This window comes from Terrabacter sp. Root85, assembly GCF_001429185.1.
Taxonomy (GTDB): Bacteria; Actinomycetota; Actinomycetes; order Actinomycetales; family Dermatophilaceae; genus Terrabacter.
The window spans coordinates 1,233,584-1,260,117 of the sequence record NZ_LMIW01000001.1; the positions used below are offsets into that span (position 1 = coordinate 1,233,584).

At 71.6% G+C, this 26,534-nt stretch carries 30 protein-coding genes; 20 read left to right on the forward strand and 10 right to left on the reverse strand.

The window, feature by feature from the left end:
* Positions 1 to 133: 133 nt before the first annotated feature.
* Positions 134 to 1,486, reverse strand: coding sequence for a S53 family peptidase (locus ASE25_RS05760; protein WP_156415689.1), 1,353 nt, complete (start codon positions 1,484 to 1,486; stop codon positions 134 to 136).
* Between the two features lie 98 nt (positions 1,487 to 1,584).
* Between ASE25_RS05760 and ASE25_RS05765 the strand changes: the two genes are divergently transcribed.
* Positions 1,585 to 2,151 (forward strand): GNAT family N-acetyltransferase, encoded by a 567-nt coding sequence (locus ASE25_RS05765; protein WP_235508549.1) that lies wholly within the window; start codon positions 1,585 to 1,587, stop codon positions 2,149 to 2,151.
* Here ASE25_RS05765 and ASE25_RS05770 read toward each other — a convergent pair.
* A complete protein-coding gene (locus tag ASE25_RS05770) occupies positions 2,118 to 2,945 on the reverse strand; it encodes a hypothetical protein (RefSeq protein ID WP_056780614.1) in 828 nt (275 codons plus the stop codon). The genes ASE25_RS05765 and ASE25_RS05770 overlap by 34 nt on opposite strands.
* A gap of 230 nt (positions 2,946 to 3,175) precedes the next feature.
* On the opposite strand from ASE25_RS05770, the gene ASE25_RS05775 reads away from it, so the two are divergent.
* Positions 3,176 to 3,520, forward strand: a complete 345-nt coding sequence (locus ASE25_RS05775) for an MmcQ/YjbR family DNA-binding protein (RefSeq protein ID WP_056780618.1) — start codon at positions 3,176 to 3,178, stop codon at positions 3,518 to 3,520.
* 9 nt (positions 3,521 to 3,529) lie between these two features.
* Here the strand turns inward: ASE25_RS05775 and ASE25_RS05780 are convergent, their stop codons facing one another.
* Positions 3,530 to 4,105, reverse strand: a complete 576-nt coding sequence (locus ASE25_RS05780) for a TetR/AcrR family transcriptional regulator (protein WP_056780620.1) — start codon at positions 4,103 to 4,105, stop codon at positions 3,530 to 3,532.
* A 160-nt stretch (positions 4,106 to 4,265) separates the two neighbouring features.
* Here ASE25_RS05780 and ASE25_RS05785 point away from each other — a divergent pair, with 160 nt between their 5' ends.
* Positions 4,266 to 5,216, forward strand: a complete 951-nt coding sequence (locus ASE25_RS05785; protein ID WP_056780623.1) for an alpha/beta hydrolase — start codon at positions 4,266 to 4,268, stop codon at positions 5,214 to 5,216.
* Between the two features lie 12 nt (positions 5,217 to 5,228).
* Here ASE25_RS05785 and ASE25_RS05790 read toward each other — a convergent pair whose 3' ends face one another.
* Positions 5,229 to 5,633 (reverse strand): VOC family protein, encoded by a 405-nt coding sequence (locus ASE25_RS05790; protein WP_056780625.1) that lies wholly within the window; start codon positions 5,631 to 5,633, stop codon positions 5,229 to 5,231.
* Between the two features lie 164 nt (positions 5,634 to 5,797).
* Here ASE25_RS05790 and ASE25_RS05795 point away from each other — a divergent pair, with 164 nt between their 5' ends.
* From ASE25_RS05795 to ASE25_RS05830, 8 genes are all read left to right on the forward strand, one after another.
* Positions 5,798 to 6,130 (forward strand): hypothetical protein, encoded by a 333-nt coding sequence (locus ASE25_RS05795; RefSeq protein WP_056780628.1) that lies wholly within the window; start codon positions 5,798 to 5,800, stop codon positions 6,128 to 6,130.
* Complete coding sequence (locus ASE25_RS05800; protein ID WP_056823488.1) at positions 6,130 to 7,074, forward strand: FAD:protein FMN transferase; 945 nt, start codon at positions 6,130 to 6,132, stop codon at positions 7,072 to 7,074. The genes ASE25_RS05795 and ASE25_RS05800 overlap by 1 nt, the downstream gene beginning before the upstream one ends.
* The gene (locus tag ASE25_RS05805) at positions 7,074 to 7,637 is read left to right on the forward strand and encodes a ferric reductase-like transmembrane domain-containing protein (protein WP_056823492.1); all 564 of its coding nucleotides are present in this window, start codon (positions 7,074 to 7,076) and stop codon (positions 7,635 to 7,637) included. The genes ASE25_RS05800 and ASE25_RS05805 overlap by 1 nt, the downstream gene beginning before the upstream one ends.
* Entirely contained in the window at positions 7,634 to 8,743 is a 1,110-nt protein-coding gene (locus tag ASE25_RS05810) for an NADH-ubiquinone oxidoreductase-F iron-sulfur binding region domain-containing protein (RefSeq protein WP_056823963.1), read from the forward strand. Before ASE25_RS05805 ends, ASE25_RS05810 begins: the two co-directional genes overlap by 4 nt.
* Positions 8,727 to 9,002, forward strand: coding sequence for a ferredoxin (locus tag ASE25_RS05815; protein WP_082622702.1), 276 nt, complete (start codon positions 8,727 to 8,729; stop codon positions 9,000 to 9,002). Before ASE25_RS05810 ends, ASE25_RS05815 begins: the two co-directional genes overlap by 17 nt.
* Positions 9,003 to 9,131: 129 nt before the next feature.
* On the forward strand, positions 9,132 to 10,037 hold the full coding sequence (locus tag ASE25_RS05820; protein ID WP_235508567.1) for an ROK family protein: 906 nt from the start codon (positions 9,132 to 9,134) through the stop codon (positions 10,035 to 10,037).
* Positions 10,034 to 10,990, forward strand: coding sequence for a 1-phosphofructokinase family hexose kinase (locus tag ASE25_RS05825; RefSeq protein WP_056780636.1), 957 nt, complete (start codon positions 10,034 to 10,036; stop codon positions 10,988 to 10,990). Before ASE25_RS05820 ends, ASE25_RS05825 begins: the two co-directional genes overlap by 4 nt.
* Entirely contained in the window at positions 10,987 to 11,820 is an 834-nt protein-coding gene (locus ASE25_RS05830; protein WP_056823496.1) for a class II fructose-bisphosphate aldolase, read from the forward strand. The genes ASE25_RS05825 and ASE25_RS05830 overlap by 4 nt, the downstream gene beginning before the upstream one ends.
* A gap of 146 nt (positions 11,821 to 11,966) precedes the next feature.
* On the opposite strand, the gene ASE25_RS05835 is transcribed toward ASE25_RS05830, so the two are convergent.
* Entirely contained in the window at positions 11,967 to 12,866 is a 900-nt protein-coding gene (locus ASE25_RS05835) for an SIS domain-containing protein (RefSeq protein ID WP_056780888.1), read from the reverse strand.
* Between the two features lie 130 nt (positions 12,867 to 12,996).
* Here ASE25_RS05835 and ASE25_RS05840 point away from each other — a divergent pair, with 130 nt between their 5' ends.
* The 4 genes from ASE25_RS05840 to ASE25_RS05855 all read left to right on the forward strand — a co-directional run bounded on the left by ASE25_RS05840 (position 12,997) and on the right by ASE25_RS05855 (position 17,133).
* Positions 12,997 to 13,797: a DeoR/GlpR family DNA-binding transcription regulator gene (locus ASE25_RS05840; RefSeq protein WP_082620049.1), complete on the forward strand. Its 801-nt coding sequence runs from the start codon at positions 12,997 to 12,999 to the stop codon at positions 13,795 to 13,797.
* A gap of 162 nt (positions 13,798 to 13,959) precedes the next feature.
* On the forward strand, positions 13,960 to 15,225 hold the full coding sequence (locus ASE25_RS05845) for an extracellular solute-binding protein (protein WP_235508550.1): 1,266 nt from the start codon (positions 13,960 to 13,962) through the stop codon (positions 15,223 to 15,225).
* Between the two features lie 13 nt (positions 15,226 to 15,238).
* On the forward strand, positions 15,239 to 16,234 hold the full coding sequence (locus tag ASE25_RS05850) for a carbohydrate ABC transporter permease (RefSeq protein ID WP_235508551.1): 996 nt from the start codon (positions 15,239 to 15,241) through the stop codon (positions 16,232 to 16,234).
* On the forward strand, positions 16,231 to 17,133 hold the full coding sequence (locus ASE25_RS05855) for a carbohydrate ABC transporter permease (RefSeq protein WP_056780646.1): 903 nt from the start codon (positions 16,231 to 16,233) through the stop codon (positions 17,131 to 17,133). The genes ASE25_RS05850 and ASE25_RS05855 overlap by 4 nt, the downstream gene beginning before the upstream one ends.
* Positions 17,134 to 17,157: 24 nt before the next feature.
* On the opposite strand, the gene ASE25_RS05860 is transcribed toward ASE25_RS05855, so the two are convergent.
* From ASE25_RS05860 to ASE25_RS05870, 3 genes are all read right to left on the reverse strand, one after another.
* Positions 17,158 to 18,585: a hypothetical protein gene (locus ASE25_RS05860; RefSeq protein WP_056823498.1), complete on the reverse strand. Its 1,428-nt coding sequence runs from the start codon at positions 18,583 to 18,585 to the stop codon at positions 17,158 to 17,160.
* 115 nt (positions 18,586 to 18,700) lie between these two features.
* Positions 18,701 to 19,600 carry a class I SAM-dependent methyltransferase gene (locus ASE25_RS05865; RefSeq protein WP_056823501.1) on the reverse strand — a complete coding sequence of 300 codons (900 nt, stop codon included), beginning with the start codon at positions 19,598 to 19,600 and terminating at the stop codon, positions 18,701 to 18,703.
* A 71-nt stretch (positions 19,601 to 19,671) separates the two neighbouring features.
* Positions 19,672 to 20,040: a VOC family protein gene (locus ASE25_RS05870; protein ID WP_056780655.1), complete on the reverse strand. Its 369-nt coding sequence runs from the start codon at positions 20,038 to 20,040 to the stop codon at positions 19,672 to 19,674.
* A 554-nt stretch (positions 20,041 to 20,594) separates the two neighbouring features.
* On the opposite strand from ASE25_RS05870, the gene ASE25_RS05875 reads away from it, so the two are divergent.
* From ASE25_RS05875 to ASE25_RS05890, 4 genes are all read left to right on the forward strand, one after another.
* Entirely contained in the window at positions 20,595 to 21,233 is a 639-nt protein-coding gene (locus ASE25_RS05875) for an NAD(P)-dependent oxidoreductase (protein ID WP_056780658.1), read from the forward strand.
* Positions 21,234 to 21,406: 173 nt separating this feature from the next.
* On the forward strand, positions 21,407 to 22,123 hold the full coding sequence (locus ASE25_RS05880) for a hypothetical protein (RefSeq protein WP_235508552.1): 717 nt from the start codon (positions 21,407 to 21,409) through the stop codon (positions 22,121 to 22,123).
* A 225-nt stretch (positions 22,124 to 22,348) separates the two neighbouring features.
* Positions 22,349 to 22,819, forward strand: coding sequence for an SRPBCC family protein (locus ASE25_RS05885; protein WP_056823505.1), 471 nt, complete (start codon positions 22,349 to 22,351; stop codon positions 22,817 to 22,819).
* Between the two features lie 133 nt (positions 22,820 to 22,952).
* Positions 22,953 to 23,951, forward strand: coding sequence for a hypothetical protein (locus ASE25_RS05890; protein WP_157623330.1), 999 nt, complete (start codon positions 22,953 to 22,955; stop codon positions 23,949 to 23,951).
* A 66-nt stretch (positions 23,952 to 24,017) separates the two neighbouring features.
* Here ASE25_RS05890 and ASE25_RS05895 read toward each other — a convergent pair whose 3' ends face one another.
* Entirely contained in the window at positions 24,018 to 24,431 is a 414-nt protein-coding gene (locus ASE25_RS05895) for a cupin domain-containing protein (protein ID WP_056823510.1), read from the reverse strand.
* Entirely contained in the window at positions 24,415 to 25,338 is a 924-nt protein-coding gene (locus ASE25_RS05900; protein ID WP_056823513.1) for a helix-turn-helix transcriptional regulator, read from the reverse strand. The genes ASE25_RS05895 and ASE25_RS05900 overlap by 17 nt, the downstream gene beginning before the upstream one ends.
* Before the next feature lie 171 nt (positions 25,339 to 25,509).
* Here ASE25_RS05900 and ASE25_RS05905 point away from each other — a divergent pair, with 171 nt between their 5' ends.
* Positions 25,510 to 26,529 (forward strand): zinc-dependent alcohol dehydrogenase family protein, encoded by a 1,020-nt coding sequence (locus ASE25_RS05905; protein ID WP_082622703.1) that lies wholly within the window; start codon positions 25,510 to 25,512, stop codon positions 26,527 to 26,529.
* The last annotated feature ends 5 nt before the right edge of the window (positions 26,530 to 26,534 follow it).

Below are 26,534 nucleotides of genomic sequence, written 5' to 3' on the forward strand. Positions count from 1 at the left end.
GGCAAGAACTCCGCAAGAAGTGCGCAAGACGCACACCGGGATCAGCCGGACATCGGTTGACCCGCAGGCGGCCGTGGCCACCCAGCGGGATGCTGGGTGGCCACGACACGGCATACGTGCTCGGAGGGGTGGGTCAGTGGATGAGCTGCCCCACGAGGTTCGAGACGTCCGGTGAGCCGAGACCGGTCGGGTCGTCGTAGCCGACCTTCGCGTCGAGGCCCGGTCCCTGCCAGGCGTTGTTGCCCGACGTCACGTCGTGGAAGGCGAGGGCGTGCGTCGCCCCGGTGCCGATCGCGTAGAGCGCCGGGTTGAGGGCGCCCAGACGGTGACCCGCCTGCTGGTCGGCGAGGGCGCCGATCGCGGCCCACTGCGGCGAGCCGGAGCTCGTGCCGCCGTAGAAGTAGAAACCGTTGTCGTCCGGGTTGGCGTTGAAGCCCTCGTAGACGAAGACCGACGTGTAGACCGACGCGTTGTAGGACACGTCCGACGTCGTGCGCATCGCGTTGCCGGTGACGCCGGCCTGGTAGGCGGGCACCGGGAAGACCGTGCTCGGGGCGCCGCCCGTCGCGCCGATCGGGCCGAGCGTGCAGCCGAACGGCTGGTGCACGGCGCACGACGCCTCGTCGCCCCACACCGTCTCGCCCTGGTAGGCGCCGGTGTCGCTCGCGAAGAGGTTCGTGCCGCCCACCGCGGTGACGAGCGGGTCGGAGGCCGGGTAGCCGGCCGCGAGGGCCGGGCCGCCGTTCGAGGCGCCGTCGTCGCCGGAGGAGGCGAAGAGCGAGATCCCCTTGGCGGCGGCCGCCGCGAAGTTCGCGTGCGACTGCTGGAGCTGGAGGTTGTTGCCCTTGCCCTTGATCGCGGCCTCGTCGGCGCCGTAGCTCATCGACAGGACGTCGCCGAGGTCGTGGTCGACGGCGTACTTCACGGCGACGTTGAGCGCGTTGCCGTAGTTGTTCGGCGCGACGACGAGGTTGATCGTCGCGTCGGGTGCGATGGCGTGCGCCCACTGGACGTCGAGGCTCGTCTCCCCCGCCCAGCTGAGCGGCTGGCCCTGGTGGGCCGTGCTCGTCTGCGGAGCACCTCCGGGGTAGTAGACGTTGAGGTCGGCCTTGGGCAGGCCGAACGTCTGGCTGAAGACGTCGAGGTCCGCCCGGACCGTCGGGCTGCCGTAGGCGTCGACGACGACGATGCGCTGTCCCTTGCCGGTCCACCCGTCGGGGATGTCGTACGCCTTGCGGATGAGGGCCGGCGTGTAGCAGGCGAGCCCGATCCGGGCCACGCACTGCGACGGTGTCGGCAGTGCGCCCGGCTTCGTGCCCGTGGAGAACTGCTTCGTCAGTGGGTGGACGGTGTAGACGATGTCGCTGCCGTCCGTGCCGGCGGCCGACGCCTCCGACCCGGCCGCGAAGGTCGTGCCGAGCGCGAGGGCGCTCGCGGCGAGCCCCACCCCCACGACGGTCCTGGTGCGCCTGGTGTGTGTGCGCATGGTGCCCCTTCCCTGTAGCCCCCGAGGCGGCTCGCTCGAGCCGTCTCGGAACGTAGGTGCGGTTTCTGCGAACCGGCTGGGTGCACCCTGCCGGTCACATGGGAGACATCTCGGACGACGGTCCGCCCGCGGCTGCGACACTGGCGCGCATGGACGGCTTCACGATCCGGGCGGTGCGCCCGGACGACTACGAACGGCTCGGGGAGCTGACGGCCGCGGCCTACCTCGACGACGGGCTGCTCGACTACGGCGATGCGGACCCCTACCTCGCCGTGCTGCGCGACGTCGGGCGTCGGGCCGAGCACGCCGAGGTCCTCGTGGCGGTCGACGACGCGGGCACGGTCCTCGGCGGCGTGGCCTTCGTCGGCGCTCCCGGCCCGTTCGCCGACGTCGCGCGCGAGGGTGAGGCCGAGTTCCGCACGCTCGCCGTCGCGCCCGAGGGTCGCGGCCGCGGCATCGGGACGGCCCTCGTCCGCGAGTGCATCGACCGGTCGCGGGCCCTCGGACGGCGCCGCGTCGTGCTCTCGACCCAGCCGATGATGCACGCCGCCCACCGCGTCTACGAGCGCTTCGGCTTCACCCGCGCCCCGGAGCGCGACTGGTCACCGATCGCCACGCTGACCCTGCTCGTCTACGAGCTCGAGCTCGAGACCGCTCGGGACTGAGCGTCGGCCGCCGACCGGGTGATGAGCTCGCGGACGGCCGCGACGATCGTCGGGTCGAGCTCGACGTGGGCCTCGAGCAGGCGCAGGAGCGTGGCAGCCGCGTGGGCGTTGCGCTCGTATCCGGGCACGAGGTCGGCCAGCGGCAGCAGGTCCGGGCCGAAGCGACGCTCGACACCGCGGTCGACGACGAAGACGTCCTGCTGCTCGCCGTGCCCGAGCCCCAGGTGACCGAGCACCGTGACCCAGCGGTCGACGGCATACCCCTGGATGAAGCGGGTCGCGGTGAGGCGCTCGCCGCGCAGGTCGCGGTGCAGCCCGACGTAGAGGTTGGTGATGGCCTCGCCGACCTCGTGCTGGAGCGAGGGCGGCTGCGGCAGTGGGACTGTGGGGACCTCGAGGCCGGCGGGTGCGTCGGCGCGGCTCCAGTGGATGCGGCCCGGCGGGTAGCCGGCGGTCGCCATGTCGGCGAGGGCGAAGACGGCGTACTCGGCGAAGAGGTCGCCCTCGAGGAGCGCCTTGCGGCCGAGGTCACTGTTCTCGAACGACCACACGACCGGGTGCGCGGCCTCGAGCCAGTCGATGTCGGCGATGTAGCGGTCGCGGGTGGCCGTGTCGTCGACGACGACGAAGAAGTCCGCGTCGGAGTGCTCGTCGAGGCGGTGCAGGTCGCGGCCGACCGAGCCGAGGCCGAGCAGCGCGACCGCGTCGCCGCGGCGGTCGAGCTCGGCGCCGAGGCGGTCGAGGAAGGCGAGCAGGCGTTGCGGGACGGTGGGCGGGGTGGGGTTGGACGGCATACGTCGTCTCCTTGTCGGTGTGTCAGGGAGTCGACGTTTCAGCCCGCCCGGCCCGGGGGGCCGTCGAGGTCGCGACAGGGGCAGGGTATGCCGTCGCGTGCGTCCGCGGAAGGGGTCGGGCGGGTGCGGGGCCGGCTGCCGGGCGAGTGCCCGGCGAGGGAGCGAGCGGTCCCTCGGAGTCAGAGGCTTCGGACGGCGTGTCGCCCCGGCGTGCATGGCAGGGTGGAGGGGTGCCCGTGACCATCGACGACGTGCGGCGCGTGGCCGAGCAGCTCCCCCGCTCGTACGAGGTGCTCGTCCGCGACCGCGTGAAGTTCCGTGTCGGCAAGATCGTGTGGCTCGCGTTCTCCGCCGACGAGACGCAGATGGGGTTCGCCTTCCCCAAGGAGGAGCGCGACGTGCTCGTCGCGAGCGAGCCCGACGTCTTCCTCATGCCGCGCCGGTCCGACCTCCGCTTCAACTGGGTCGAGGTGCGCCTCGACGCGCTCGACGTCGACCGGATGCGCGAGATCGTCATCGACGCCTGGCGACTCGTCGTGCCCAAGACCGTGGCGCTCGCCCGCGCCGGCGACTGAGCCGGACCCTCAGGCGTCGAGCCCGGCGACCTCACGTGCCGTCGCGACGAACGCCGGGGCCGTGACCTCTACCCCGTCGAGATAACCCCCGACGAGCGCGGCGTCGCGGAGCAGGACGAGCGCCGCGGCCGAGGCCTCGGGGTCGGGCAGCCCTGCGGCGCGGGCCAGCTCGGACAGGGACTGTCGGAACCACGTCCGGTGCGCGGTGACGATTCGCCGCACCGCGCTGTCGGCGTCGGGGAACTCCGCCGCCGCGTTGATGAACGGGCAGCCGCGCGTGTGGTAGCTCGTGATGTCGAGCGCGATGGTGTCGATGACCCGGCCGAGCAGCTCCGTCGGGGTGCCGCCGTCGGCCTCGGCGTCCGCGAAGTAGCCGCGCAGCGTGGCGTCCTCGGACTCGAGGTAGGCCACGACGAGCGCCTCCTTGCCGGCGAAGTGGCGGTACATCGTGGCGCGGGTGACGCCGGCCTCCTCGAGGATGCGATCGACGCCGACGCCGTTGATGCCCTCGCGGTAGAAGAGCCGGGAGGCGGCGGCGAGCAGGCGCTCGCGGCCGGGGGTCCGCGTCGTCGTCGGCTCGTCCACGTCGCCACGCTAACGCAGGTGATAGACCGGCTCGCGCGGTCCGTTGGCCGAGGGGAAACCGGTGTGCCCGACCTCTGGCGCACGTCGACGGGAATGGCTACTGTAGAACGATCGTTCTGCCTGCTGGACCCATCCACCCCTCACCGCACGGGAGAACCCCATGAGCACCACGCCACCCGCCACGCCCGCCGCCACCTCCGTCATCACCGCCACCGAGCGCGCCCAGGTCGAGGCTGCCAACGCGAGCGGACGCCAGCCCGTCGTCTTCGTCCACGGCCTCTGGCTGCTCCCGAGCAGCTGGGACGCGTGGCGCGAGCACTTCGAGTCCCTCGGCTACGCCACGCTCGCCCCCGGCTGGCCCGACGACCCCGAGACCGTCGAGGAGGCCCGCGCCCACCCGGAGGTCTTCGCCGGCAAGACCGTCGGCCAGGTCACCGACCACGTCGCCGACGTCATCCGCCTGCTCGACCGCGAGCCGGTCGTCATCGGTCACTCCTTCGGTGGCCTCATCACCCAGAAGCTCGCCGGTCAGGGTCTCGCCCGAGCCTCCGTCGCCGTCGACCCGGCGCCCTTCCGCGGCGTGCTGCCCCTCCCCGTCTCGGCGCTGCGCGCGAGCTCTCCCGTGCTGACCAACCCGGCCAACTACAACCGGCACGTCTCGCTGACCTTCGACCAGTACCGCTACGCCTTCGCCAACGCCGTCAGCGCCGAGGAGGCGGCCGACCTCTACCGCACGTATCCCGTTGCGGCGCCGGGCCGCCCGCTCTTCCAGGCCGCCACGGCGAACTTCAACCCGCGCACCGAGGCCAGCGTCGACACCGGCAACCCCGACCGCGGCCCGCTCCTCGTCATCAGCGGCGAGAAGGACCACATCGTGCCGTGGGCCATCGCGCACGCCTCCTACAAGCGTCAGCTGAAGAACCCCGCCCCCACCGAGATCATCGAGATCCCGGGGCGCGGGCACTCGCTCGTCGTCGACAGCGGCTGGCGCGAGGTCGCCGACGCCGCCGCCGCCTTCCTCGCCCGCCACGGCGCCGGGCCCGACGCAGCCCCGGAAGCAGCCCCGGACGCAGCCCCGGAAGCAGCACCAGACGCAACACCAGACGCCTGAGGCCCCGCGCGGTCAGCCGATCCGGTAGGTCGCGGACGCGCGGAGACCCCGCTCCGCCTCCCCGCGCTCGATGCAGAACTCGTTGCCCTCGGGGTCGGTCATCGTCACCCAGCCGGTGCCGTCCTCCTTGCGGTGGTCCGCGAGGAGGGCGGCACCCGCGGCCAGGGCCCGTTCGACGGCGTCATCGCGGGTGCCCTCGTCGGGTTCGAGGTCGAGGTGGATGCGGTTCTTCGCCGTCTTGCCCTCGGGCACCGGGATGAAGAGGAGCCCCATGCCGGGATGGGGGAAGGAGGGGGCCACGACCACCTCCGGGTCGTCGTCGTAGAAGACGTTCCAGCCGAGCAGGTCCGCCCAGAACGTCGCCAGGGCGCGCGCGTCGGCGCAGTCGAACGTGATGCTGTGGATTCCCAGGGCCATGAGCGCAGCGTCGTCCCGATCGCCTTCGGCCGCAAGCCGTTTGCGTATGCCGTGTGCCGGCGTCACGCGGGGCCGCACAAGTCATCGGGGAGGCAGTGCGACGGCACAGGAGGCGCACAGGGGTGCTCGCGACGGTGGAGTCATCCCCACCGAAGGAGCCCCCGATGAGCACCCTCCCCCGCGCCCTGCGCCGAGCCCGACTCTGGACCGCCGGTCTGCTGACCGCGTCCACCGTCCTCGTCGGCGCCATCGGCATCCACCTCGCCGACGCCCAGAACGCGACCCAGACCGTGGCGACGCAGACCTCGTCCGGGACGAGCGACTCGACCTCGTCGAACGCGGCGAGCTCGTCCGGCTCGTCCGGCTCGTCGGGCTCGTCGGACACCTCGTCCGACTCGAGCAGCTCGGACGACTCGAGCTCGAGCTCCGGCTTCAGCGCTGTCGCCCCCGTGAGCGGCAGCAACGTCCAGGCCCAGACGAGCTCGGGTGGGTCGTGATGGACACCGTCGCGAGCCCTCACGTCGTGGCGAGCACCTTCCAGGCCATCGGCACGACGAACTCGGTCCTCGTCACCCGGCCCGAGGTCCTTGCCGACGCCGTCGAGTTCGCCCAGCGGCACCTGCGCGAGGTCGACCGCGCCGTGAGTCGCTTCCGCCCCGACTCCGAGGTCAGCCTGCTGGCCGAGCGGGCCCGCGGGGCACCCGCCGAGGCGTTCGTGTCTCCGACCTTCGCGGCATACCTCCAGGCGGCGCTGCGCGTCGCGCGCCTCACCGGCGGTCTCGTCGACCCGACCGTGGGGTCGGCGCTCGCGGCCGAGGGCTACGACGACGACCTCGACGTCGTGCGCCGTCGCGCCGGCTTCCACCAGGTGCGCGTCGCGTGCGTGCCGCACTGGCACACGGTGCACCTGAACGTCTCCGCGCGCCGCGTCTCCGTCGCGCCCGGCACGCTGCTCGACCTCGGCGCCACCGCGAAGGCGTATGCCGCCGACACCGTCGCTGCGCTCCTCGCCGAGTCCCTGCCGGGCGGGTTCGCCGTCAACCTCGGAGGCGACGTCGCGGTCGCCGGTGACCTACCGCCCCACGGGTGGGCGATCGGCATCGAGGACGCGTCGGGGGCCACACGGCAGGTCGTCACGAGCACCGGGCAGGCCGTCGCGACGTCGTCGACCCAGCTGCGCGTGTGGGAGACCGACGACGGCCCGCGCCACCACATCGTCGACCCCCGCACCGGCCACGTCGCTCCCGTCGTCTGGTCGCAGGTGTCGTGCGCCGCGGCGACGTGCCTCGAGGCGAACGCCGCCTCGACGGCCGCCGTCGTGCTCGGCACCGACGCCCCGGCCTGGCTGACCCGACAAGGCATCCCGGCACGGCTCGAGACGGTCGACGGTCGCGTCGTCACGACCGCCGGCTGGCCGGACGTGTCCCGGAGGGCTGCCTGATGAACGAGCTGCTCTGGTACGTCTCGCGCGCCACCGGCGTCGTCAGCATCGTGCTGCTCACCGTCGTCGTCGTGCTCGGCCTCGTGACGTCCGGCCGGCGGCGCCCCACGGGCGAGTCGGCAACGATCGTCATGGCCCTGCACCGGTGGCTCTCGCTCGGCGCGAGCGTCTTCCTCCTCGCGCACATCGCGACCGCGATCGCCGAGACGTACGTGTCCATCGACCTCGTCTCGGCGGTCCTGCCGTTCACGTCGGGCTACGAGGCCCTCTGGGTCGGGCTCGGGACGCTCGCCTTCGACCTCCTCCTCGCCGTCGGCGTCACCTCGGCCCTGCGGCACCGCCTCGCCGAGCGCACGTGGCGACGCGTGCACCTGCTCTCCTACGCGCTCTGGCCGATGGCGATCGTCCACGGCCTGGCGCTCGGCACGAGCGGCGAGCTGCTCCTCCGCGGCACGACCGCCGCCTGCGCCGTCGTCGGCGTCTCCGCCATCACCTGGCGCTACACCTCCACCCACGGCGACCGCGAACGTCGCGTCGCCGTCGCAGCCCAGGAGTGGTCATGACCTTCACGTCCCTGCTCGCCGAGGCGGGCCTCACCGGCCGCGGCGGCGCGGCCTTCAGCACGGCGACCAAGGTCGCAGCCGCGCACGCCCACGGCGCCCGCCTCGTCGTCAACGCCTGCGACGGCGAGCTCGGCGCCGCCAAGGACACCTGGGTCGTCGAGCACCGCCTCGCCGAGCTCGTCGACGGCGCCGCCCTCGTCGCCGACGGTGCGCCGGTCACGTATGCCGCCCACCGCGGCTCCGAGACCGCGCGCCGTCTCGCCGGGGCCGGGCTGCGGGTGCTCGAGGTGCCGCCGCGCTACGTCTCCTCCGAGGAGTCGGCGATCATCTCGCTCGCGCAGGGCGGTCTCGCACGCCCGATGACGAAGCGACAGCCGTTCGTGCGCGGAGGTCGTGACTCCGAGGGTCGCCGGGTCAGCCCGACCGTCGTGCTCAACGCCGAGACCGTCTGGCGGGCGGCGCAGGTCGCCCGCAACGGTCCTGCGTGGTTCCGGTCGTTCGGCACGCCCGACCAGCCGGGGCCGCGGCTCGTCGCCGTCAGCACCCCGTCGGTTCGCGGCGTCGTCGTCGAGACCGCTGCCGGCGCTCCGCTGGGCGACCTGCTCGACCTCGCCGGCGGCCTGCCCGACCGCTCGCCGGCCGTGCTCGTCGGCGGCCTCGGCGGCACCTTCGTCGCGGCCGTCCACGTGGCGGACCTCGTTTGGTCCGACGCCGACCTCGCCGGGGTCGGCGCCCGCACCGGGCCGGGCGTCGTCGAGGCACTCGACCCCCGCGACTGCCCGCTCGAGTTCGTCGACCGCTGCCTCACCTGGGCCGCGGGCGAGTCCGCCGGACAGTGCGGCCCGTGCATGTTCGGGCTGCCCGCCCTCGCCACCGACTGGCGCGCGCTGGCCGCGGGAGGCGACCGGACGGCATACGACCGCGTCGTGTCCCGGGTCGGGCTGCTGCCCGGCCGTGGAGCGTGCCGCTTCCCCGACGGCGTGGCCGGCTTCGCCGGGTCGGCGCTGCGCGTCTTCGCCGACCACCTCGAGCAGCACCGCGCCGGCCGCTGCCCTGCTGCCGAGCTCCGCACCGCCCCGAGGGGGACCGATGTCCACGCCCACTGACGTGCCGGCCGAGCGCGCGACCGAGGACGGCGCCGACCACACGCGCCGGCGCCTCGGGCTCGTCCGCGAGCGGCACCTGGCCGTCGACCGCGTCGCCTGCTCGGGTCACGGCGTCTGCGCGCAGCTGCTCGCGGGGGTGACCCTCGACGAGTGGGGCTACCCGGTCGTCGCGGACGACCGTGTCGTCGGTGACGACGGCAGGGCGGCGGCCGACACGGCGGTGAAGCTGTGCCCGGCCCGGGCCCTCTACCTGCGCTGAGCGACTTCGCGAGCGGCGCAGGGCTGCGAGTGGCAGGCTGTGCGGCGTGCCCGCGCTGCGACTCAAGTGTCCAAATGTGCTCGATCAGGTGTTCAATCGTGCAGTAATGCGCATAGAATGCGCGTCGTGATGCGCGAAGCAGTGGTCGGGATCGACGTCGGCGGCACCCGGATCAAGTCGGCCCTCGTCACCCCCGACGGCCAGGTGCTCGCCGAGGCCGTCCGCCCGACCCCAGACAAGGTCGGCGAGCAGCTCGGCGAGGTCGCCGCCAAGGCCGTCGTCGAGCTGACGGCCCGCGTCGACGAGGCCGTCGACCTGCTCGCAGTCGGGGTCGCCGTGCCCGGGCTCGTCAACGACGTGACCGGCATCGGGGTGTGGTCGGCCAACCTCGGCTGGCGCGACCTCGACCTGCGCGGCAGCATCGCCGCCCACGTCGACGTGCCCGTCGCCATCGGCCACGACGTGCGCTCGGGGCTGCTCGCCGAGCACCGCCTCGGAGCCGCGCGCGAGGCCGACAACGTGCTCTTCGTGCCGCTCGGCACGGGTCTCGCGAGTGCCATCCTCTGCCGGGGCCAGCTCGTCACCGGCTCGCTGTGGACCGGCGAGATCGGCCACATCGTCGTCGTGCCCGACGGCCCGCTCTGCGCGTGCGGACAGCGCGGCTGCCTCGAGGCGCTCTCGAGCGCCGGCGCCATCGGGCGCCGCTGGTCCGAGGCGACCGGGCTCGTCGGTGACGCCGAGGAGGTCGCCCGCCGCGCCCAGGCCGGGGAGCCCGAGGCCCGACGCATCTGGCAGGAGGCCATCGACGCGCTCGCCATCATGGTCGCCCCTGTCGTGGCGGCCGCCGGCACGGAGCTCGTGCTCATCGGCGGCGGGCTCGTCCACGCCGGCGACACCCTGCTCCAGCCCTTGCGCACGGCCCTCACGGCCCGCCTCGGTGGTCGCGACGACGTCGCCGTCCGCGCCGCCGCCCTAGGCGACCGCGCCGGATCGCTCGGCGCCGCGACCATCGCCCTGGACCTCGTCGGTCGATGATCGTCACCTTCACGCCCAACCCGGCGCTCGACATCACGTATGCCGTCCCCTTCGTCGCGCTCGGCGAGACCCACCGCGTCGCCTCCGTCAGCGAGCGCGCCGGCGGCAAGGGGCTCAACGTCGCAGCGGTGCTGACGTCGATGGGCTGCCGGTCCGTCGCGGTGGCGCCCGTCGGGGAGATGGACCTCGACCTCTTCGCCTCCGACCTCGGGGCCCGCCGGGTGCCGCACCGGCTCGTCCCATCACCCTGCCCGACGCGCCGGTCGGTCGCTGTCGTCGAGGCGAGCGGCCGGGTGACCCTGCTCAACGAGCCCGGCATCGGGCAGTCGCAGCGGGTGTGGGACCGCGTCGCCGACGAGATCGAGGCGCTCGCCCCGGAGGCGTCGACGCTGACGGTGTCGGGCAGCTTCCCGCCGGGCACCGATCCCGACCTCGTCCGCCGGGTCACCCGCCTGGCCCACGAGGCGGGTCTCCGCATCGTCCTCGACGTCAGCGGCGCTCCCCTGTCGCGCGCTCTCGCCATGCGGCCCGACCTCGTCAAGCCCAACCGGGTCGAGGCGGCCCAGACCCTCACCGGGCTCGGCCGCGGCGAGGTGCCGTCCGTGCCCGGGGCCGCCCGCGCCCTCGTGGCCGCTGGCGCCCGTGCCGCGATCATCAGCGACGGCACGAACGGCCTCGTCCTCGTCCACGACGACGTCGCCCTCCGGGCCCACCTGCCGCGTCCGCTCTCGGGCAACCCGACTGGCGCGGGCGACGCCCTGACGGCCTCGCTCGCGGCCGACCTCGACGGCGACGGCGACCTGCCGCAGGGGCCCGAGGCGTGGGCCTCGGTCCTTCGCCGCGGCGTCGCCTGGTCGGCCGCGGCCGTGCTCCAACCCGTCGCCGGCGCCGTCGACCCGGCCGACGTCACCCGTCTGCTCCCCACCGTCGAGATCGAGGAGATCCGTCTGTGACCCGCTCCGCCCTGACGCCCCTGCTCGCCGAGGCGTCAGCCGCCGGCCGTGGCGTGGCGGCCTTCAACGTCATCCAGCTCGAGCACGCCGAGGCCTACGCCGCGGCGGCCGAGCGCGTCGGGCTGCCTGTCGTCATGCAGATCTCCGAGAACTGCGTGCGCTACCACGGGTCGCTCGCGCCGATCGCGGCGGCGACGCTCGCCATCGCGGACGCGTGTGCGCAGCCCGTCGTCGTCCACCTCGACCATGCGGAGGACGTCTCGCTCGTCGAGGAGGCGGTCCGGCTCGGGCTGACGTCGGTGATGTTCGACGGCTCGACGCTGTCCGACGACGAGAACCGCGCCGTGACCCGTCGCGTCGTCGAGCTCTGCCGCGCGGCCGGGGTCAGCGTCGAGGCTGAGCTCGGGGAGGTCGGCGGCAAGGACGGCGTCCACGCGCCGGGCGTGCGCACCGACCCGGACGACGCGGCCCGGTTCGTCGCCGACACGGGCGTCGATGCGCTCGCGGTGGCCGTGGGCAGCAGCCACGCGATGACCGACCGCACGGCGCAGCTCGACACGGATCTCATTGCGGCACTGGGCCGCTCGGTCCCGGTGCCGCTCGTGCTGCACGGCTCGTCCGGGGTGCCCGACGCGGGGCTCGTGGCCGCGGTGCGGGCCGGGATGACCAAGGTCAACATCGCGACGCACCTCAACCAGGTCTTCACGCAGGCGATGACCGAGCGGCTCGCGGCGTCGCCGACGGTCGACACGAGGAAGTACCTCGGCGCAGCCCGCGACGCCGTGACGGACGAGGCCGCCCGCCTGATGCAGCTCCTAGCCCTCCACTGACCGTAGAAAGGCCGCCACGTCTGGCCGCTCCCCAACCGTCGAGAGGCCAAAGCTCGCGGGTGGGCGCACGTCGAAAGGCCAAAGTGCGTCGCGAACTTTGGCCTCTCGAGTCGCCGAGACCCGCAGACTTTGGCCTCTCGACGGTGTCAGGTGAGGACGATGCTTCTCGTGAGGTTGCGGGGGGCGTCGGGGTCGAGGCCGGCGGCGTCGGCCTTGCCGAGGCACAGCCGGTGCAGGCGCACGAGGTCGGCGAGCGGGTCGATGTCGCGGTGCTCGAAGTGGGCCCCGGTCGCGCGCACCTGCTCGGGCAGCCCCTCCGGCACCTCACCGAACGCCCACACGGCCCGTCCCGGCGCCGCGATGCTGATCGGTCCGTGGCGGTACTCCATCGCGGGGTAGGACTCCGACCAGAACTGCGCCGACTCGCGAAGCTTGAGCGCGGCCTCGTTGGCGATGCCGTTGGACCAGCCGCGCCCGAGGAAGGTGACCTGCTCCGCCAGCGCGAGGTGGCCGTATGCCGCCGACGCGTCCTCCGCGAGGACGGCTCGGGCCTGCTCGGCCACCGGACCCAGGTCGTCGCCGAGCGAGGCGCGCAGCAGCGCGAGGGTCGTCGTGGCGAAGCGGGTCTGCACGACGCTCTGCTCGTCGACGTCGTCGAGCAGCACCGTCGCGTCGGAGCGCTCGGCCACCGGGGTGCCGGCCGTCGCGACGATCGACACGTGCGGCGTGCCTGAGGCGCGCAGCTCCTCGACGACGGCCATGACCTCGGTCGTCGTGCCGGAGCGGCTGATGAGGACGACGCGGTCGTAGCCACGCGCGAGCTGGTGCTCGGAGGCGGCATACGCGTCGGTGGGGCCCTGGCCGAGCGCCTCGCGGCGGGCGGCATACGCCTGTCCCATGAACCACGACGTGCCGCACCCGATCGTCGCGACCCGCTCACCGGGGCGCGGGAGGTGCCGCGCGACGTCGTCGAGGCGCGTGACGACGCGCTCCCAGTCGTCCGGCTGCGTGGCGATCTCCTGGGCGAGGTGCGTGGTCTGCGGCATGGTGGCTCCCGACGGTTCGGCGGTCACACGGCTCTCGCCGTGACGGTGGTGATTGTGTTTGCGCGAAACACAGCGTAAACGCGCATAGATGCACATGTCCATTGCTCGAACTGCGCGGTATCGTCAGCGCGTGACCGAAGAGAGCGATCTCGCCCGCAACCGCGCCAGCCGTTGGTCGATCATGCTCGACCGCCTCGCGACGACCGGCCGACTCGGCGTCGGCGAGGCGTCCGAGCTGCTCGGCGTCAGCGAGGCCACCATCCGGCGCGACTTCTCCGAGCTGGCCAAACGCCAGCTCGTGGCCCGCAACCACGGTGGTGTCGTCGCGACGAACGTCGCCTACGAGCTGCCCTACCGCTACCGCAGCAGCATGGCCGACGACGACCGGACGCGGGTCGCCGAGGCGGCGGCCGCGCTCGTCCTGCCCGGCCAGGTCATCGGCCTCAACGGCGGCACGACGACGACCGCGACCTCACGGGCCATCACGGCGCGCGAGGACCTCGCGGCCGACGGCGAGATCACGATCGTCACCAACGCCCTCAACATCGCGACCGAGGCGGTGCTCCGCCCGCACGTCCAGTGCGTCTCGCTCGGCGGGGTCGCGCGGCCCGAGTCCTACGAGGTCACCGGGCCGCTCGCGACGCTCGTGCTCCAGCAGCTGTGGCTCGACGTCGCCATCGTCGGCGTCAACGGTCTGTCGGCCCGCGAGGGCGCCACGTGCCGGCACGAGGAGGAGGCCGCAATCATCCGCACGATGATCGAACGGTCGAAACAGGTCATCTGCGTCGCCACGGGTGACAAACTCGGAGTGCGGACCTTCGCCTCGATCTGTCCCGCCGAGCGCATCGACCACCTCGTCACTACGGTGGGCGCTGACCGCGACGAGGTGGACGCGCTGCGCGAGGCCGGTGTCGAGATTCACCAGGTCTGACCGCTCGACGCCCCCTTGCGTGATTGTGATCGAATTGATGAACATCCAGTCAGAATTGCTCTTGCGGATGGCAAAGACGCCCCTCTAGGTTGGCCTAATTGTGTGACCGGGTCGGCGCGTGATCACGTTGCCACCACGTCCGGCACCGAACCAAGGAGAGACATGAGGTCGACGAAGCAGTCTGTGGTCGTCGCGGGGCTGGCCATCGCAGGCCTCGCCCTCGGCGCATGCGGCGGAGGGACAGGTGCCGGTACGGCACCGGGGGGCACGGCCGGCGGCACCGCCGAGGAGGCCAAGACGATCAAGCTCGTCGCGGCCGAGTACTCCAAGGACCACACGAAGGCGTTCTGGGACGCCTTCGCCAAGACGTACCACGAGAAGACCGGATACACCCTCGAGGTGCAGGTCGTCAGCTGGGACAACATCGACCAGCAGTCATCGACGATGATCCAGAACAACCAGGCCCCCGACATCCTCAACCTCAACGCGTACGCCAGCTACGCGAAGGACGGCCTGCTCTACGACTCCGACGCGGTGCTCCCGGCCGTCGTCAAGGACGACATCCTCGACACGTTCGTCAAGTACGGCACCTACCAGGGCAAGTTCTACGGCTTCCCCGACCTGTCCTCGGCCCGCGCCTTCTTCTACAACAAGACGCTCTTCCAGCAGGCCGGCATCGCCGCGCCGCCGAAGACGTGGACCGAGCTCGAGGCCGACGCCAAGAAGATCACCGCCCTCGGTGGCGGCAAGGTCGGCTACGCCCTCCCGCTCGGCCCCGAGGAGGCTCAGGGCGAGTTCTCCATGTGGCTGTTCAACAACGGCGGCGACTGGAAGACCGACGGCAACTGGGTCATCAACTCCGACAAGAACGTCGCGACCCTCGACTTCCTCAAGAAGCTCGCCGACGAGAAGGTCACGCAGAACAACCCGGCCCGCACCAACCGCGCCGACGCCTTCGACCTCTTCAAGTCCGGCACCGCCGGCATGGTCATCGGCTTCAGCCCGCTCGCGGCCGACCTCGACAAGGACAAGAAGGTCGACTACGCCGTCGCGCCGTTCCCGTCCAACGACGGGACCGAGAGCAAGACCTTCGGTGTCACCGACTACCTCATGGCCTTCAAGAAGCCGGGCAACGAGAAGGCGGTCAAGGCCTTCTACAACCTCTACTACACCCCCGACCAGGTCAACACCTTCATCAAGGCCGAGGGCTTCCTCCCGGTCACGAAGTCGGGCGTCGCGTACTTCTCCAACGAGAAGGCGCTGCAGGTCTACCTCAACACGCTGCCCAACGCGAAGCTCACGCCGACCGACGACCCCACGTGGGACAAGGTCAAGCTCGCCGTCCAGCAGAACCTCGGTGGCGCCATGAACGGCTCCCCGAAGGCCACCCTCGACGGTCTGCAGCGGACCGCCGAGAGCGGCGGCTGAGGCACCAGCCCCGATGAGCGACAGCACCACGGTGTCCCCCGATCCCGCCCCCGTGGCGGGGTCGGGGGACCGTCGTTCGCGTATGCCGTCCCGCGCCGGTCGTCGGCGCCGTGCGGGACGCATCGGCCAGGTCCACCCCCTCGTCGCGCTGCTGTGGCTCGCGCCGGCACTCGCGCTCATCCTCGGCGTCGTGCTCTACCCGGCGATCAAGCTCTTCGACGCCTCGCGCGGCGAGTACTCCATCACCGGACTGCGCAAGGGTGACGCCGGCTGGGACAACTACGTCAAGGTGCTCGAGCACCCCGACCTCGGCACCGTGCTGCGCAACACCGTCGTGTGGGTCGTCGCGGTCGTGGCGATCACGATCGTCCTGAGCCTCGCGCTCGCCCAGTTCCTCGTGAAGAGCTTCCCGGGACGACGCTTCGTCCGGTGGGCCGTCATCATCCCGTGGGCCGCCTCGCTCGTCATCACGAGCCAGCTCTTCGTCCTGCTCTACGACTACAACTACGGGATCATCAACCACATCCTGTTGAGCCTGCACGTCATCGGCACGCCCATCGACTTCCTCGGTGACGACAGCTGGACGATGTTCTCGATGGTGGTCGTCGGCGTCTTCGTGTCGCTGCCCTTCACGATCTTCGTCTTCATCGCCGGCCTCGGTGCGATCCCGGACGACGTCATGGAGGCAGCCACCGTCGACGGTGCGAGCCCGTGGCAGCGCTACTGGAACATCACGCTCCCGCTCATGCGCCCGGCGCTCATGATCGCGACGGTGCTCAACGTCATCTACGTCTTCAACAGCTTCCCGATCATCTACACCCTCAACGACCGCAACCCCGGCTACCTGCACGACACGACGATCACGTTCATGTACAAGCTGGCCTTCAAGAGCCAGGAGCACGACGTGGGCATGTCGGCGGCCGCGGGCATCTTCAACGTCCTGCTGATCCTCGTCGTCGTCGGCATCTACCTCAAGATCATCAACTGGCGCGAGGAGACGAGCCGATGAGCACGACGACGGCCCCCGCGCCCAGCGCTGCGGGCACGCCTGCGCCGCAAGGCAACCCCACGGCATACAACCGGGATCCCAAGCGGCGCAAGCGGATCCTCATGGCGATCGGTGGCGCGCTCGTCGCGTTCGTCTTCATCGCGCCCTACCTCGTCATGGTGCTCGACTCGCTGCGCACGAGCAGCGACGTCAAGAGCACGCCGCCGAGCATCCTGCCGAAGGTCTGGCAGTGGGACACCTACGCCCAGATCCTCGGCGACGAGCGGTTCCTCAACTGGCTCAAGACCTCGCTCATCGTCGCGACCGGCTCGACGGTGATCGTCATCCTCGTCGCGATCCCCGCGGCCTTCATGACGGCGCGGCACCGCTTCCCGGGGCGCGGTCTCTTTCTGCTGCTCGTGCTCGTGACCCAGATGTTCGCGCCCACCTCGCTCGTCGTCGGCCTCTACCGGCAGTTCTTCGAGCTCAACATGATCAACACCTACGGCGCGCTCATCCTCACGAACGCGGCGTTCAACCTCGCCTTCGCGATCTGGATCCTGCACGGCTTCTTCTCCTCGATCCCGCTCGAGGTCGAGGAGGCGGCGGCCCTCGACGGTGCGAGCCGGTGGCAGATCCTGCGCAGGGTCATGCTGCCGCTGACGCTGCCGGGCCTCGTCACCGCGACGATCTTCACGTTCATCGCGGCGTGGAACGAGTACGTCGTGGCCCTGACGCTCATGATCGACGACGACAAGAAGCCGCTCACGGTCGGCATGCGGGCCTACATCACCGGCTACGAGCAGCACTGGGACCAGCTCTTCGCGGCGTCGGTCATTGCCGTCGTGCCGGTCGTCATCCTCTTCGCGATCATCGAGAAGCACCTCGTCGGCGGCCTCACCGCGGGGTCCGTCAAGTAGTCGACGCGTCCCCGCCGGCCGGTCTCAGATCCAGGCCGGTGGGGGCGGCACGACGACGCCGACGACCGACCCGAGGTCGGCGACCTGCGTCCCGGCTGCCTTGATGCGCACGCACTCCGCGGGCGCGCACCAGCGCGGCACGACGCCGCCCTGGGCCTGGCGCACCATCATCCGCAGCGTGCCGGCCATGATTGAGCCCTTGCTCGTGGCTCGTTGCGCCGGGTCCTGGTAGAGCACGACGGGGCGGCGGGTGCCCGACGGCCCCGGCACGGTCGCGCGGTCGACGAGGGCGGCATACTCGCTCCGGGTCTGCTGGTGGGCGCCGATGTTGGCCCGCCACGTCAGGACGCCAAAGACGGTGAGCGCGGCGAGGCAGGCGATCCCGATGCGGGGCGACCACCCGGCGCCACCGAGCAGCAGGGCCGCGGGGACGAGGACGGCCATCCACGCCCAGAGCTCGCCGCGCGGGTCGGTGACGACGCCGGTGACCACGGTCTGCGCTGCGCTCAGCGCGACGACGACCGCGAGCCCGGCCACGAGGCGCACCAGCAACGGCCGGATCGTGCGGTCGAGCCAGGCGGCGACGACGGCGACGATCCCGACGAGGGCGGCGATCCACAGCGCGGAGCCGAGGCGGAGCGCCTCGCGCGCGAACCGGCCGGCGTTGACCCGCAGGGTGTGCAGGTCGTGGATCGGGTTGGGGTGTCGCCACGCGGCGATCTTGAGGCCGAGGTGCCCGAAGAAGATGCCGTTGAGGCCGTAGATGACGGCGACGCCCACGGCGTACGCCACGACGTAACCGCCGGCGAGCAGCAGCACGTCCTTCCACGGGCGGGTCCGCAGCTGGACGACGGCGGCGAGGAAGAGGACGACGCCCACCGGCGGGTAGGTCAGGGTCGTCAGGACGGTGGCGAGCAGGAGCCACACCGCGAGCCTCGGCCGGGTGCGCGAGGCCCACGGCAGCGTCCACACCGCGGCGGCCGCGATGAGGACCGACGGCGTCAGGGTGCCGGGCCAGTAGAGCAGCTGCACCCAGAGCGCCGACGCGAAGACCGTGACGCCGAGGAGCGCGTCGACCGCCCAGTGCAGCGCGCGGTCGACCGGACGCAGCACGCGCCACAGGCCCGCGACGAAGACGACGTATGCCGTCACGTACGTCAGCGACGCCGTGAGCGGGGTGCTGTGCTGGCCGACGCCGACCCACCAGGCCCAGTTGAGCCAGCGGCCCTCGGAGAGGTTCTTGGCGTAGACGCTCGTGGCGAACGGGGTGTGCGGCGGCAGGAGGAAGGGCCAGTCGTCGCGGCGGATGAAGGGCACGACGGCCTGCGACACCGCGTCGGTCAGCACGAGGGCGAGGACGAGCACCGCGGTGACGACGAGCCACCGGGGCGGCAGCCAGCCCGGTCGGGCGGTACGTGCGGTGCCGGTGGCCGCCGCGGTCGGTGCCGTCATGGTGCGGACCCCTTCACGGGAGGGAGGAGCGGTGCCTACACGGTACGCAGGTGAGGTGGACGAACCGGTCGTCTGCGGGCTCTGCCCAGCGACTTTCCAGCGGACTCACCGCTCGTCAGCTCGATCGCGCTCCGAGTCGAGCCACGGCGACTCGACCGTTGGCGAGTGATCCGGCACTGGCGTGCGGGGTGTCGCACCGAGTCGTGCTCTCGAGCAGACTGACATCGCTGTCGACGACCCAGCCGCGATCGGCCAGGAGCCGGGAGATCTGTCGCTCGGACCAGAGGGACCGCCAGGGCTCGCCGGCCAACGGGGACACGGCACCCGACAGGCGGGAGACCAGTCCGGCCACGCGCCGCCCCACCTGTGCCGACAGGGAGCGCGACTGGTACTGCGCGACAAGGACGCTGCCGGCGGCGGAGATGCCGGTGAGGGCGTCGAGGGTGGCGCGCACCTGCGGGCGCGAGAGGTAGGGGATGACGCCTTCCCAGATCCACACCGTGGGCCGGAGCGGGTCGTGCCCGGCGGCGGCCAACCGCGGACCGAGCGGTTCATGGGTCAGATCCACGGCCACGAACCGCAGGTCGCACACCGGGGAAGGAAGGGTCTCGGCTCGACGGCGCAGGTCGGCCTGGGATGCGGGGTGGTCGAGCGAGAACACTGTGATCCCGCGCAACGCGGGCAGGTGCCACGGCCGGCCGTCCAGCCCGGCGCCGAGAAGGACGACCTGCCAGGCCCCGCTCTGCTCGAGCGTCCTGCTCACCGCGGTGTCGATGAGCACGGTGCGCGGCGCCATCACCGCGGCGCAGGCGCTGACCGACTGCACCACCAACCGGGCGCGGCCGTCGTCGGGGAGCTCACCGCGTCGAGCCAGCCGGACGGGCTCGAGCTCCGCCTCGGACAACAGCCGCTCGGCGACGGGGTCAGCGAACGGCTCGACCCCTGCTCGCCCGTCGGCCACGGCACGGCCCTGACAGACGAAGACCGCCGTCCGACTCGGTTGTCCCAGTTCCACGCTCCGACCCTACGACGGGTTCCGCGGCGACCGCTGGGGCGCGTGGGCGCGACGCTCGTGTCGCAGAATGCTCAGGACTGCAGGGAGAGGTTGTTGCCGTCGGGGTCGTGGAACCAGGCGACCCGGGCGCCGTCGGGTGCGGTCCAGATAGCGCGGTCGTCCTGGGCCATGCCGTCGTAGCGGTTGAAGGTGACGCCAGCCGCGGTGAGCCGGTCTATCTCGCCGTCCAGGTCGGCGACGATCCACCCCAGTACCGTGTAGGGCGCTGTGCGGACCTCCTCCACGGCTGTGATGCGAAGCTGGCTGGTGGGCGTGTCGTGGACCAACGCAAACGGTCGCGCGTCGACGAGATCGAGGCCGAGAACGCCACCGTAGAACCGCTCGGCGGCATCCAGGTCACTGACGCCGACGAATCCGACCTGTTTCACATGTCCGAACACCTCGTCTGCTCCTTCCCGACACGCGCATCATGGTGCAGCATCCCGTGAAACAGTTGCATCACCTGGGGATGCAGCGCCAGCGTTCAGGCGCGTCGCCGCTGTTGTCGGTGGCGACTCAGAAGATGCCCCCGCCTCCTCCGGCGCCCCAGGGAATGAAGTGGAAGGATGTGTTCTCGCCCGAGCTTCGGTCTGGATGTACCGAGGCGTCGAAGTGGTTGCGACCCAGCGGTGGCGGCCGATGGTGCATCTCAAGCTCTTCTTCGTGTTCATGAGTTGAGAGTGCGCCGGCGGCTCGGGGCTGTCTGTGCGCTGCGCGACATACAGGGCTGATCCCGACTCGTGCCATGGAGATGTGCCTGACAGGCGGCGCAGTGACGCATCTCCGGGACGCCCTGTAGCGCGCCCGGGATGCGCGAACGCGCTGCGTGCAGCATTCGGGGGCCGTTGTCGACCGCGGATCATGACGTGGGTTCGGTGATCCGCAGTCCTTTACCCCGGGGCGCCGCTGTAGATTTTGAAGGCTCAACCAACCTGCCCAACGCGAGGAGCATCTGATGACCAGGATCGTGGTCTTCGGAGGCACCGGCTACACCGGTGCCAACGTCGTCCGAGAGGCAGCCTCGCGCGGTCATCAGGTGGTGTCGGTGAGCCGGACCGAGCCGAAGGACCTGGTGCGGGGCGTTCGGTACGAGACCGGCGACGTCGAGCAGGTCGCGGGGCGGCTCGTCCCAGACGCCGACGCGGTCGTGGCGGCGCTGTCGCCGCGTGGAGACATGTCCGGGCGACTCGTAGAGGTCTACCGTGGTCTCGCGCAGCAGGCGGCCGCGGCTGGCGCGCGGTATGTCCAGGTCGGCGGTTTCAGCTCGCTGCGTCCGGCTCCGGGGGCGCCACGCTTCGTCGAGGGGGACATCCCCGAGCAGTTCCGCGACGAGGCTCTCGAAGGGGAGGCGACCCGCGTCCTGCTGGCCGAGGAGGCGCCCGAAGGGCTGGACTGGGTCTTCGTCAGCCCCGCGGGCGGCTACGGCGCGTGGGCGGCGGGCGAGCGTACCGGCAGCTTCCGGGTCGGTGATGATGTCGCGTTGTTCGACGCCGAGGGAGGCTCTTTCATATCCGGCGCTGACTTCGCCTCGGCGATCGTCGACGAGATCGACCGCCCGGTCCACCACCGAGCGCACATCGGCGTCGCCTACTGAGCGAGGTCAGCCGAGCCGCGTGACGACCGTGGCGTCAGGCGCTGACGACGGTTGATGGCCCAACCGAAGATGCAGCCAACGGAGAGACCGACTGGCGGCGAAGGGCCGCACGTCGCCGTTCGGGTCCACCCAGATCTGCTGACGACCGACATCGGCTGGCGCATGATGGGCCCATGCCCAACGAGCCGTCGCCGGATCCCCAGCCGGGGCCACCGCGCGGCGCCGGTTCCGGACAGATGGGTGTCGCGCCGGAGACGTACGTGTGGCCTCTGGTCGCTCTCGTCGTCGTCATCCTTCCGCAGGTTCTGGTGCCGGCGAGAATGCGCGAAGGACCACCGATCGTCGTGCCCGCGACCGAGGCGGCAGTGGTCCTGATACTGCTCGCTGTGGCTGCGAAACCGGGGCCGGTCCCCCGGGCTGCTCGTCCCCTGGTCTTGTCGCTCGTCGCCGTCCTGATCGTGGCGAACACGGGCGCCGCGGTGAGGCTCGTGGCACTCGTCCTGCGAAGCACGCCCGAAGGTGAGACGCCTCCCACCGTGACACAGCTACTCGTCACGGCCGTCACCTTGCTCGCCACGAACATCGTGACCTTCGGGCTGCTCTACTGGCAGATCGACGGCGGCGGCCCCGACGTGCGCCGGGTCGGTGCCGCGCGCTATCCAGACTTCCAGTTCCCCCAAACCGGCATCGAGGGACTCGCGCCACCCGACTGGCAGCCACGATTCCCAGACCACCTCTATCTGGCGTTCACCAACGTGGTCGCGTTCAGCCCCACCGACACGCTCCCACTGACCCATCGCGTCAAAGGACTGATGGCGATCCAGTCGATGATCTCCCTGGCCGTTCTCGTCGTGGTGCTGTCCCGGGTGATCAACATCCTCCCGCCCTAGGCCCTGCGTCACAGACCGGTCGAGTTCCTCGCGATCGAGGGCCCCTACAAGCTGTCCCGTCCCGGGTTCATGTGAGGCTCTGGGGTGTCCCGGGTCTCGCCCCTGCGCGGCGATCGCCACCGCGCCAGGGACGTGCGGTCCGCACTCGCCCCCGATGATGCTGTAGGCGGATCACCCCCGGCCTGCCTACGCTTGAGTGGTCGCCGCACCGATCGAGGAGGCTTCATGGCTGGGAGCGTGATTCGGTTCGAGGCGCAGACGGTGATCCGTCGGCCGGCGAGCGAGGTGTTCGAGCGGCTGGCCGACCTGCCCGGCTATCGGCAGTGGATGCACCGTGACGGGGTGTTCGGCGGCACGGAGCTGACGTCCGCGCTGCCGGTGCGGGCCGGCACGACGTACGTCGACCGGACGCGGATGGGTCGCTTCGTCGGGGAGGTGACCGAGCACGTGCCGTCGACGCGCCTCGCCTTCAGCGAGACGTTCAGCATCTTCGGCCACTCGCTCACCCAAGCGCGTCCGCGCTACCTGCTCGAGGTCGACGGCGACTCCACGGTCGTCCACCACACCGCTGAGGCGGAGCTCTACGGCGTGGCTCGCGCGTTCAAGCCGGTGGCCGCGCGGATCGTCACGCGGGAGCGGTCACACACCCTCGCCTCCCTCAAGCGCTCCCTCGAGGGCTCACCCGACATCGATTAGCCGGTCGACTCCGCGGGCGACCATGTGCGGCAAGGACCCTCGTCGTTCTCGTCCGGCCGAGCGGCTGTGCCGCTTAGACTCCGCAGCGCGTGGAACGTCGTTCACGCACACGTCGGAGGATCAGGGGACGTCGATGAGCCGATTCGCTGCACCCGTGCCCGGGTCGCTGCGCACCATGACGATCACCAAGCACCGCTATCGACTGCTCTTCCGTGGCCTTCTCCTCGATGCGCTCGCGTCGAGCACCTCGGTCACCCGGTTCCTGTACGCGGCGTTCCTGGCCCTGCTCTGCTGGGGCCTGAGCGGCCGCTGGGTCGTCGGGGTGGTGGTGACGGCGGCGGCGGTGGTCGTGATCGTCACGCACTGGTGCGTCCGCATCCGTGCGGGCCTGCGCTCCGGCCTCGCCATCGGCCAGACGGTCACCACCGGGTACACGGCGTGGGGCGAGCTGACGGTCACCGACGTCACCGGCACGCTCTGCCTGGGTCGCGGCTCCGCCGCGTCGGTGACCCGCACGCGGGACCGGGTCATCGCGTGGCTGCGCAGCACCTCGTTCGTGCTCCCGACCGAGCTGCTCACGGACGACGACATCGCCTTCCTCGAGGGTGTGGGCGAGGCGCCGGCGCCCTCCGCTGTGCCCGTGCCCGTGCCGGTGTTGCCGCTCGAGCTCGTCGTGACCGAGCAGGTCCAGGCGCGGGTCATGGCCGCCGCCGTGCGGGTGCGCGCCCGGTCGGCCGACGTGCTCTTCCCGCTCCTGACGCCCGCGCTGCTGCTGGCCCTCACGGCCCTGACCCGGTCGCGGATCGTCGCTCTGGCGGCCGGCTTCTTCCTTCTCGTGTGCATCGGCATCTACCTGGAGGCTCGCCACGCGGCGCGCACCACCAGCCGCGCGAAGTATCCGGTGGGCGCGACCATCCGAGCGAGCGTGACGCCGGACCACCTCGTGCTCCAGAGCCGGGGAGGGACGGTGCACTCACGGTGGAGCGAGTTCGTCTCCCGGCGGCTGACCTCGGACGCGGTGCTGCTGCGACGCGATCGGCGCCGCCCGGAGACCACCGTCGTAATCCCCCGTGAGCTGTTCAGCGAGCGCGCCCTCGCCGACCTCGCCACGGCGGTGCCCCGCTCCTACTAGGCAGGGAGGGTCGCCCGCGGGGCGTCCCCGGCCGGGCAGCTCGTGTCGACGGCAGGGCTCGGTCGGTCAGTCGGTGAGGGAGGGGGCGGCGGCATACTCCTCGTCGGTGACGGGGGTCAGCCAGTGCACGACGTCGTGGTCCGCGTCGCCCTCGTTGATGGCGACGTGCACCATGAGCCGGGTGGGCGCGGCGCCGTGCCAGTGCTCCTCGTCGGCCTCGAAGAGGACGCGGTCGCCGGGGCGGATGACCTCGATCGGGCCGCCGCGGCGCTGGCAGAGGCCGACGCCCTCGGTGACGAAGACGGTCTGGCTGAGCGGGTGGCGGTGCCAGTGGGTGCGGGCGCCGGGCATGAAGTGCACGAGGTTGGCCGAGACGCGGGACGGAGCCGGCGCGGCGGCGACGGCGTCGATGTAGACGTCACCGGTGAACCAGTCGCTCGGGCCCTTGACGGTGTCGACGGAGCTACGGGTGATCTGCATGGGTTTCCTTCTGACTGTTGGGGATCGCGGTGTCGGTGGTCGCGGTGGGGCTCGGGGTGTCGGCGGCCCAGGAGGCGAGCAGCTGGAGGCGCTCGGCCGAGGGCGAGCCGGGCTCGGCGGTGTAGACCATGAGGACGAGGCCTGGCTCGGCGGTGATGGCGAGCTCCTCGTAGGCGAGGGTCAGCTCGCCGACGACGGGGTGGGTGAAGCGCTTGGTGCCGGTGCCGTGGGTGCGCACGTCGTGGGCGCTCCACAGCCGACGGAAGACCTCGCTCTGCGTCGAGAGCTCGCCGACGAGGTCCTGCAGGCCGCGGTCGTGCGGATCCCGGCCCGCCTCGGAGCGCATGATGCCGACACACATCCCGGCGAAGAGCTCCCAGTCGGGGTAGAAGTCGTGCGAGGCCGGGTCGAGGAACTGGAAGCGGGCGAGGTTGGGCAGGCGGCCGCCCTCGCCGATGACGGGCGAGTAGAAGGCGCGGCCGAGCGCGTTGGTGGCGAGCAGGTTCTGGTGGGGGTCGCGCACGAAGGCGACGGCGTCGCGGATCGACTCGAGGGCCCACTGCAGGCTGGGCCGGGACGCGGGCTTGCCGGCCGCGCGTCGGCGCGGACGCCCGGACGTGGGTATGCCGTCCGCTGCCCTCGCGAGGTCGAGCAGGTGGGCGCGTTCGGTGTCGTCGAGCTGCAGGGCGCGAGCGAGCGCGTCGAGGACGCCGGCCGAGGCACCGGCGATCTGGCCTCGCTCGAGCCGGGCGTAGTACTCGACGCTGAGCCCGGCGATGGTCGCGACCTCGCTGCGGCGCAGGCCGGGCACGCGTCGGCCACCGCTGACGGGCAGCCCGACCTGGTCGGGGGTGATGCGGGCGCGGCGGGTCATGAGGAACTCGCGCACCTCTCGGCGGTTGTCCACGCCTTCGAGACTAGGCCGCGTCGAGGGGTGGGCCGAGCCGTGAGAGGTGCCCTGTCAGTACGTGCCTCCACAGGGACTTCCTCGGCCGCTCGCCGGCGGGTTCACTCGAGTGGTGGGCCGTTGGGCCCGGCGGGCCGTGGGCTCGCGACGAGACGATGGAAGGAACACGCGATGCGTGGAGTGGTCATGTACGAGCCCGGCGACGTGCGGGTGGAGGAGCGCGCGGATCCACAGATCATCGAGCCGACCGATGCGATCATCCGCCTGACGGCGACGTGCATCTGCGGCAGCGACCTGTGGCCCTACCGCGGTGCGGAACCGGTCGACCACCAGGTCATGGGGCACGAGTACGTCGGCGTCGTCGAGCAGGTCGGCTCGGAGGTGCGCACCGTAAGAGTCGGCGACTTTGTCGTCGGGTCGTTCTGGGCGTCGGACAACACGTGCGAGATCTGCCGGGCCGGCTACCAGGCGTACTGCGTGCACCGCGTCCTCATGGGCACGATCGGCACCCAGTCCGAGCTGGCGCGGATCCCCCTCGCGGACGGCACGCTCGTGGCGACGCCGGGGCAGCCGGACGCCGACCTCATCCCGTCGCTCATGGCGGCCTCCGACGTGCTCGGCACCGGGTGGTTCGCCGCGGTCGCCGCCGAGGCGGGCCCGGGCAAGACGGTGGCCGTGGTCGGCGACGGCGCGGTGGGGCTGATGGGCGTCCTCGCCGCCCGCGAGCTGGGTGCCGAGCGAATCATCGCCTTCAGCCGGCACGCGGACCGTCAGGCGCTCGCGCGCGAGTTCGGTGCGACCGACATCGTCGAGGAGCGCGGCGAGGCCGGGGTGGCGCGGGTCAAGGAACTGACCGACGGGCGCGGGGCGCACTCGGTCATCGAGGCCGTCGGCACGCAGGAGGCGATGATGCAGGCGATCCACTCGACGCGTGCCGGTGGCCACGTCGGCTTCGTGGGCGTCTCGCACGACGTCGCCATCCCCGGCGACGAGCTGTTCATGGCCGGCGTCCACATCCACGGCGGACCGGCGCCGGTGCGGGAGTACCTGCCGCACCTGATCCAGCTGATCTGGGACCGGAAGATCAATCCCGGCAAGGTCTTTGACCTCACTCTGCCGCTCTCGGAGGCTGCCGCTGGCTATGCGGCGATGGACGAGCGCCGGGCGACCAAGGTGCTGCTGACGCTGTGACGACG

What these genes read in the sequence shown, in the direction of transcription:
- ASE25_RS05875 (WP_056780658.1), top strand. Translation starts at nt 20,595, where the DNA reads ATGACCAGGATCGTGGTCTTCGGAGGCACCGGCTACACCGGTGCCAAC.
- ASE25_RS05820 (WP_235508567.1), top strand. Translation starts at nt 9,132, where the DNA reads ATGCGCGAAGCAGTGGTCGGGATCGACGTCGGCGGCACCCGGATCAAG.
- ASE25_RS05855 (WP_056780646.1), top strand. Translation starts at nt 16,231, where the DNA reads ATGAGCACGACGACGGCCCCCGCGCCCAGCGCTGCGGGCACGCCTGCG.
- ASE25_RS05835 (WP_056780888.1), bottom strand. Translation starts at nt 12,866, where the DNA reads ATGCCGCAGACCACGCACCTCGCCCAGGAGATCGCCACGCAGCCGGAC.
- ASE25_RS05800 (WP_056823488.1), top strand. Translation starts at nt 6,130, where the DNA reads ATGGACACCGTCGCGAGCCCTCACGTCGTGGCGAGCACCTTCCAGGCC.
- ASE25_RS05905 (WP_082622703.1), top strand. Translation starts at nt 25,510, where the DNA reads ATGCGTGGAGTGGTCATGTACGAGCCCGGCGACGTGCGGGTGGAGGAG.
- ASE25_RS05770 (WP_056780614.1), bottom strand. Translation starts at nt 2,945, where the DNA reads ATGCCGTCCAACCCCACCCCGCCCACCGTCCCGCAACGCCTGCTCGCC.
- ASE25_RS05825 (WP_056780636.1), top strand. Translation starts at nt 10,034, where the DNA reads ATGATCGTCACCTTCACGCCCAACCCGGCGCTCGACATCACGTATGCC.
- ASE25_RS05790 (WP_056780625.1), bottom strand. Translation starts at nt 5,633, where the DNA reads ATGGCCCTGGGAATCCACAGCATCACGTTCGACTGCGCCGACGCGCGC.
- ASE25_RS05885 (WP_056823505.1), top strand. Translation starts at nt 22,349, where the DNA reads ATGGCTGGGAGCGTGATTCGGTTCGAGGCGCAGACGGTGATCCGTCGG.
- ASE25_RS05895 (WP_056823510.1), bottom strand. Translation starts at nt 24,431, where the DNA reads ATGCAGATCACCCGTAGCTCCGTCGACACCGTCAAGGGCCCGAGCGAC.
- ASE25_RS05880 (WP_235508552.1), top strand. Translation starts at nt 21,407, where the DNA reads ATGCCCAACGAGCCGTCGCCGGATCCCCAGCCGGGGCCACCGCGCGGC.
- ASE25_RS05805 (WP_056823492.1), top strand. Translation starts at nt 7,074, where the DNA reads ATGAACGAGCTGCTCTGGTACGTCTCGCGCGCCACCGGCGTCGTCAGC.
- ASE25_RS05890 (WP_157623330.1), top strand. Translation starts at nt 22,953, where the DNA reads ATGAGCCGATTCGCTGCACCCGTGCCCGGGTCGCTGCGCACCATGACG.
- ASE25_RS05815 (WP_082622702.1), top strand. Translation starts at nt 8,727, where the DNA reads ATGTCCACGCCCACTGACGTGCCGGCCGAGCGCGCGACCGAGGACGGC.
- ASE25_RS05860 (WP_056823498.1), bottom strand. Translation starts at nt 18,585, where the DNA reads ATGACGGCACCGACCGCGGCGGCCACCGGCACCGCACGTACCGCCCGA.
- ASE25_RS05765 (WP_235508549.1), top strand. Translation starts at nt 1,585, where the DNA reads ATGGGAGACATCTCGGACGACGGTCCGCCCGCGGCTGCGACACTGGCG.
- ASE25_RS05845 (WP_235508550.1), top strand. Translation starts at nt 13,960, where the DNA reads ATGAGGTCGACGAAGCAGTCTGTGGTCGTCGCGGGGCTGGCCATCGCA.
- ASE25_RS05760 (WP_156415689.1), bottom strand. Translation starts at nt 1,486, where the DNA reads ATGCGCACACACACCAGGCGCACCAGGACCGTCGTGGGGGTGGGGCTC.
- ASE25_RS05795 (WP_056780628.1), top strand. Translation starts at nt 5,798, where the DNA reads ATGAGCACCCTCCCCCGCGCCCTGCGCCGAGCCCGACTCTGGACCGCC.
- ASE25_RS05810 (WP_056823963.1), top strand. Translation starts at nt 7,634, where the DNA reads ATGACCTTCACGTCCCTGCTCGCCGAGGCGGGCCTCACCGGCCGCGGC.
- ASE25_RS05850 (WP_235508551.1), top strand. Translation starts at nt 15,239, where the DNA reads ATGAGCGACAGCACCACGGTGTCCCCCGATCCCGCCCCCGTGGCGGGG.
- ASE25_RS05785 (WP_056780623.1), top strand. Translation starts at nt 4,266, where the DNA reads ATGAGCACCACGCCACCCGCCACGCCCGCCGCCACCTCCGTCATCACC.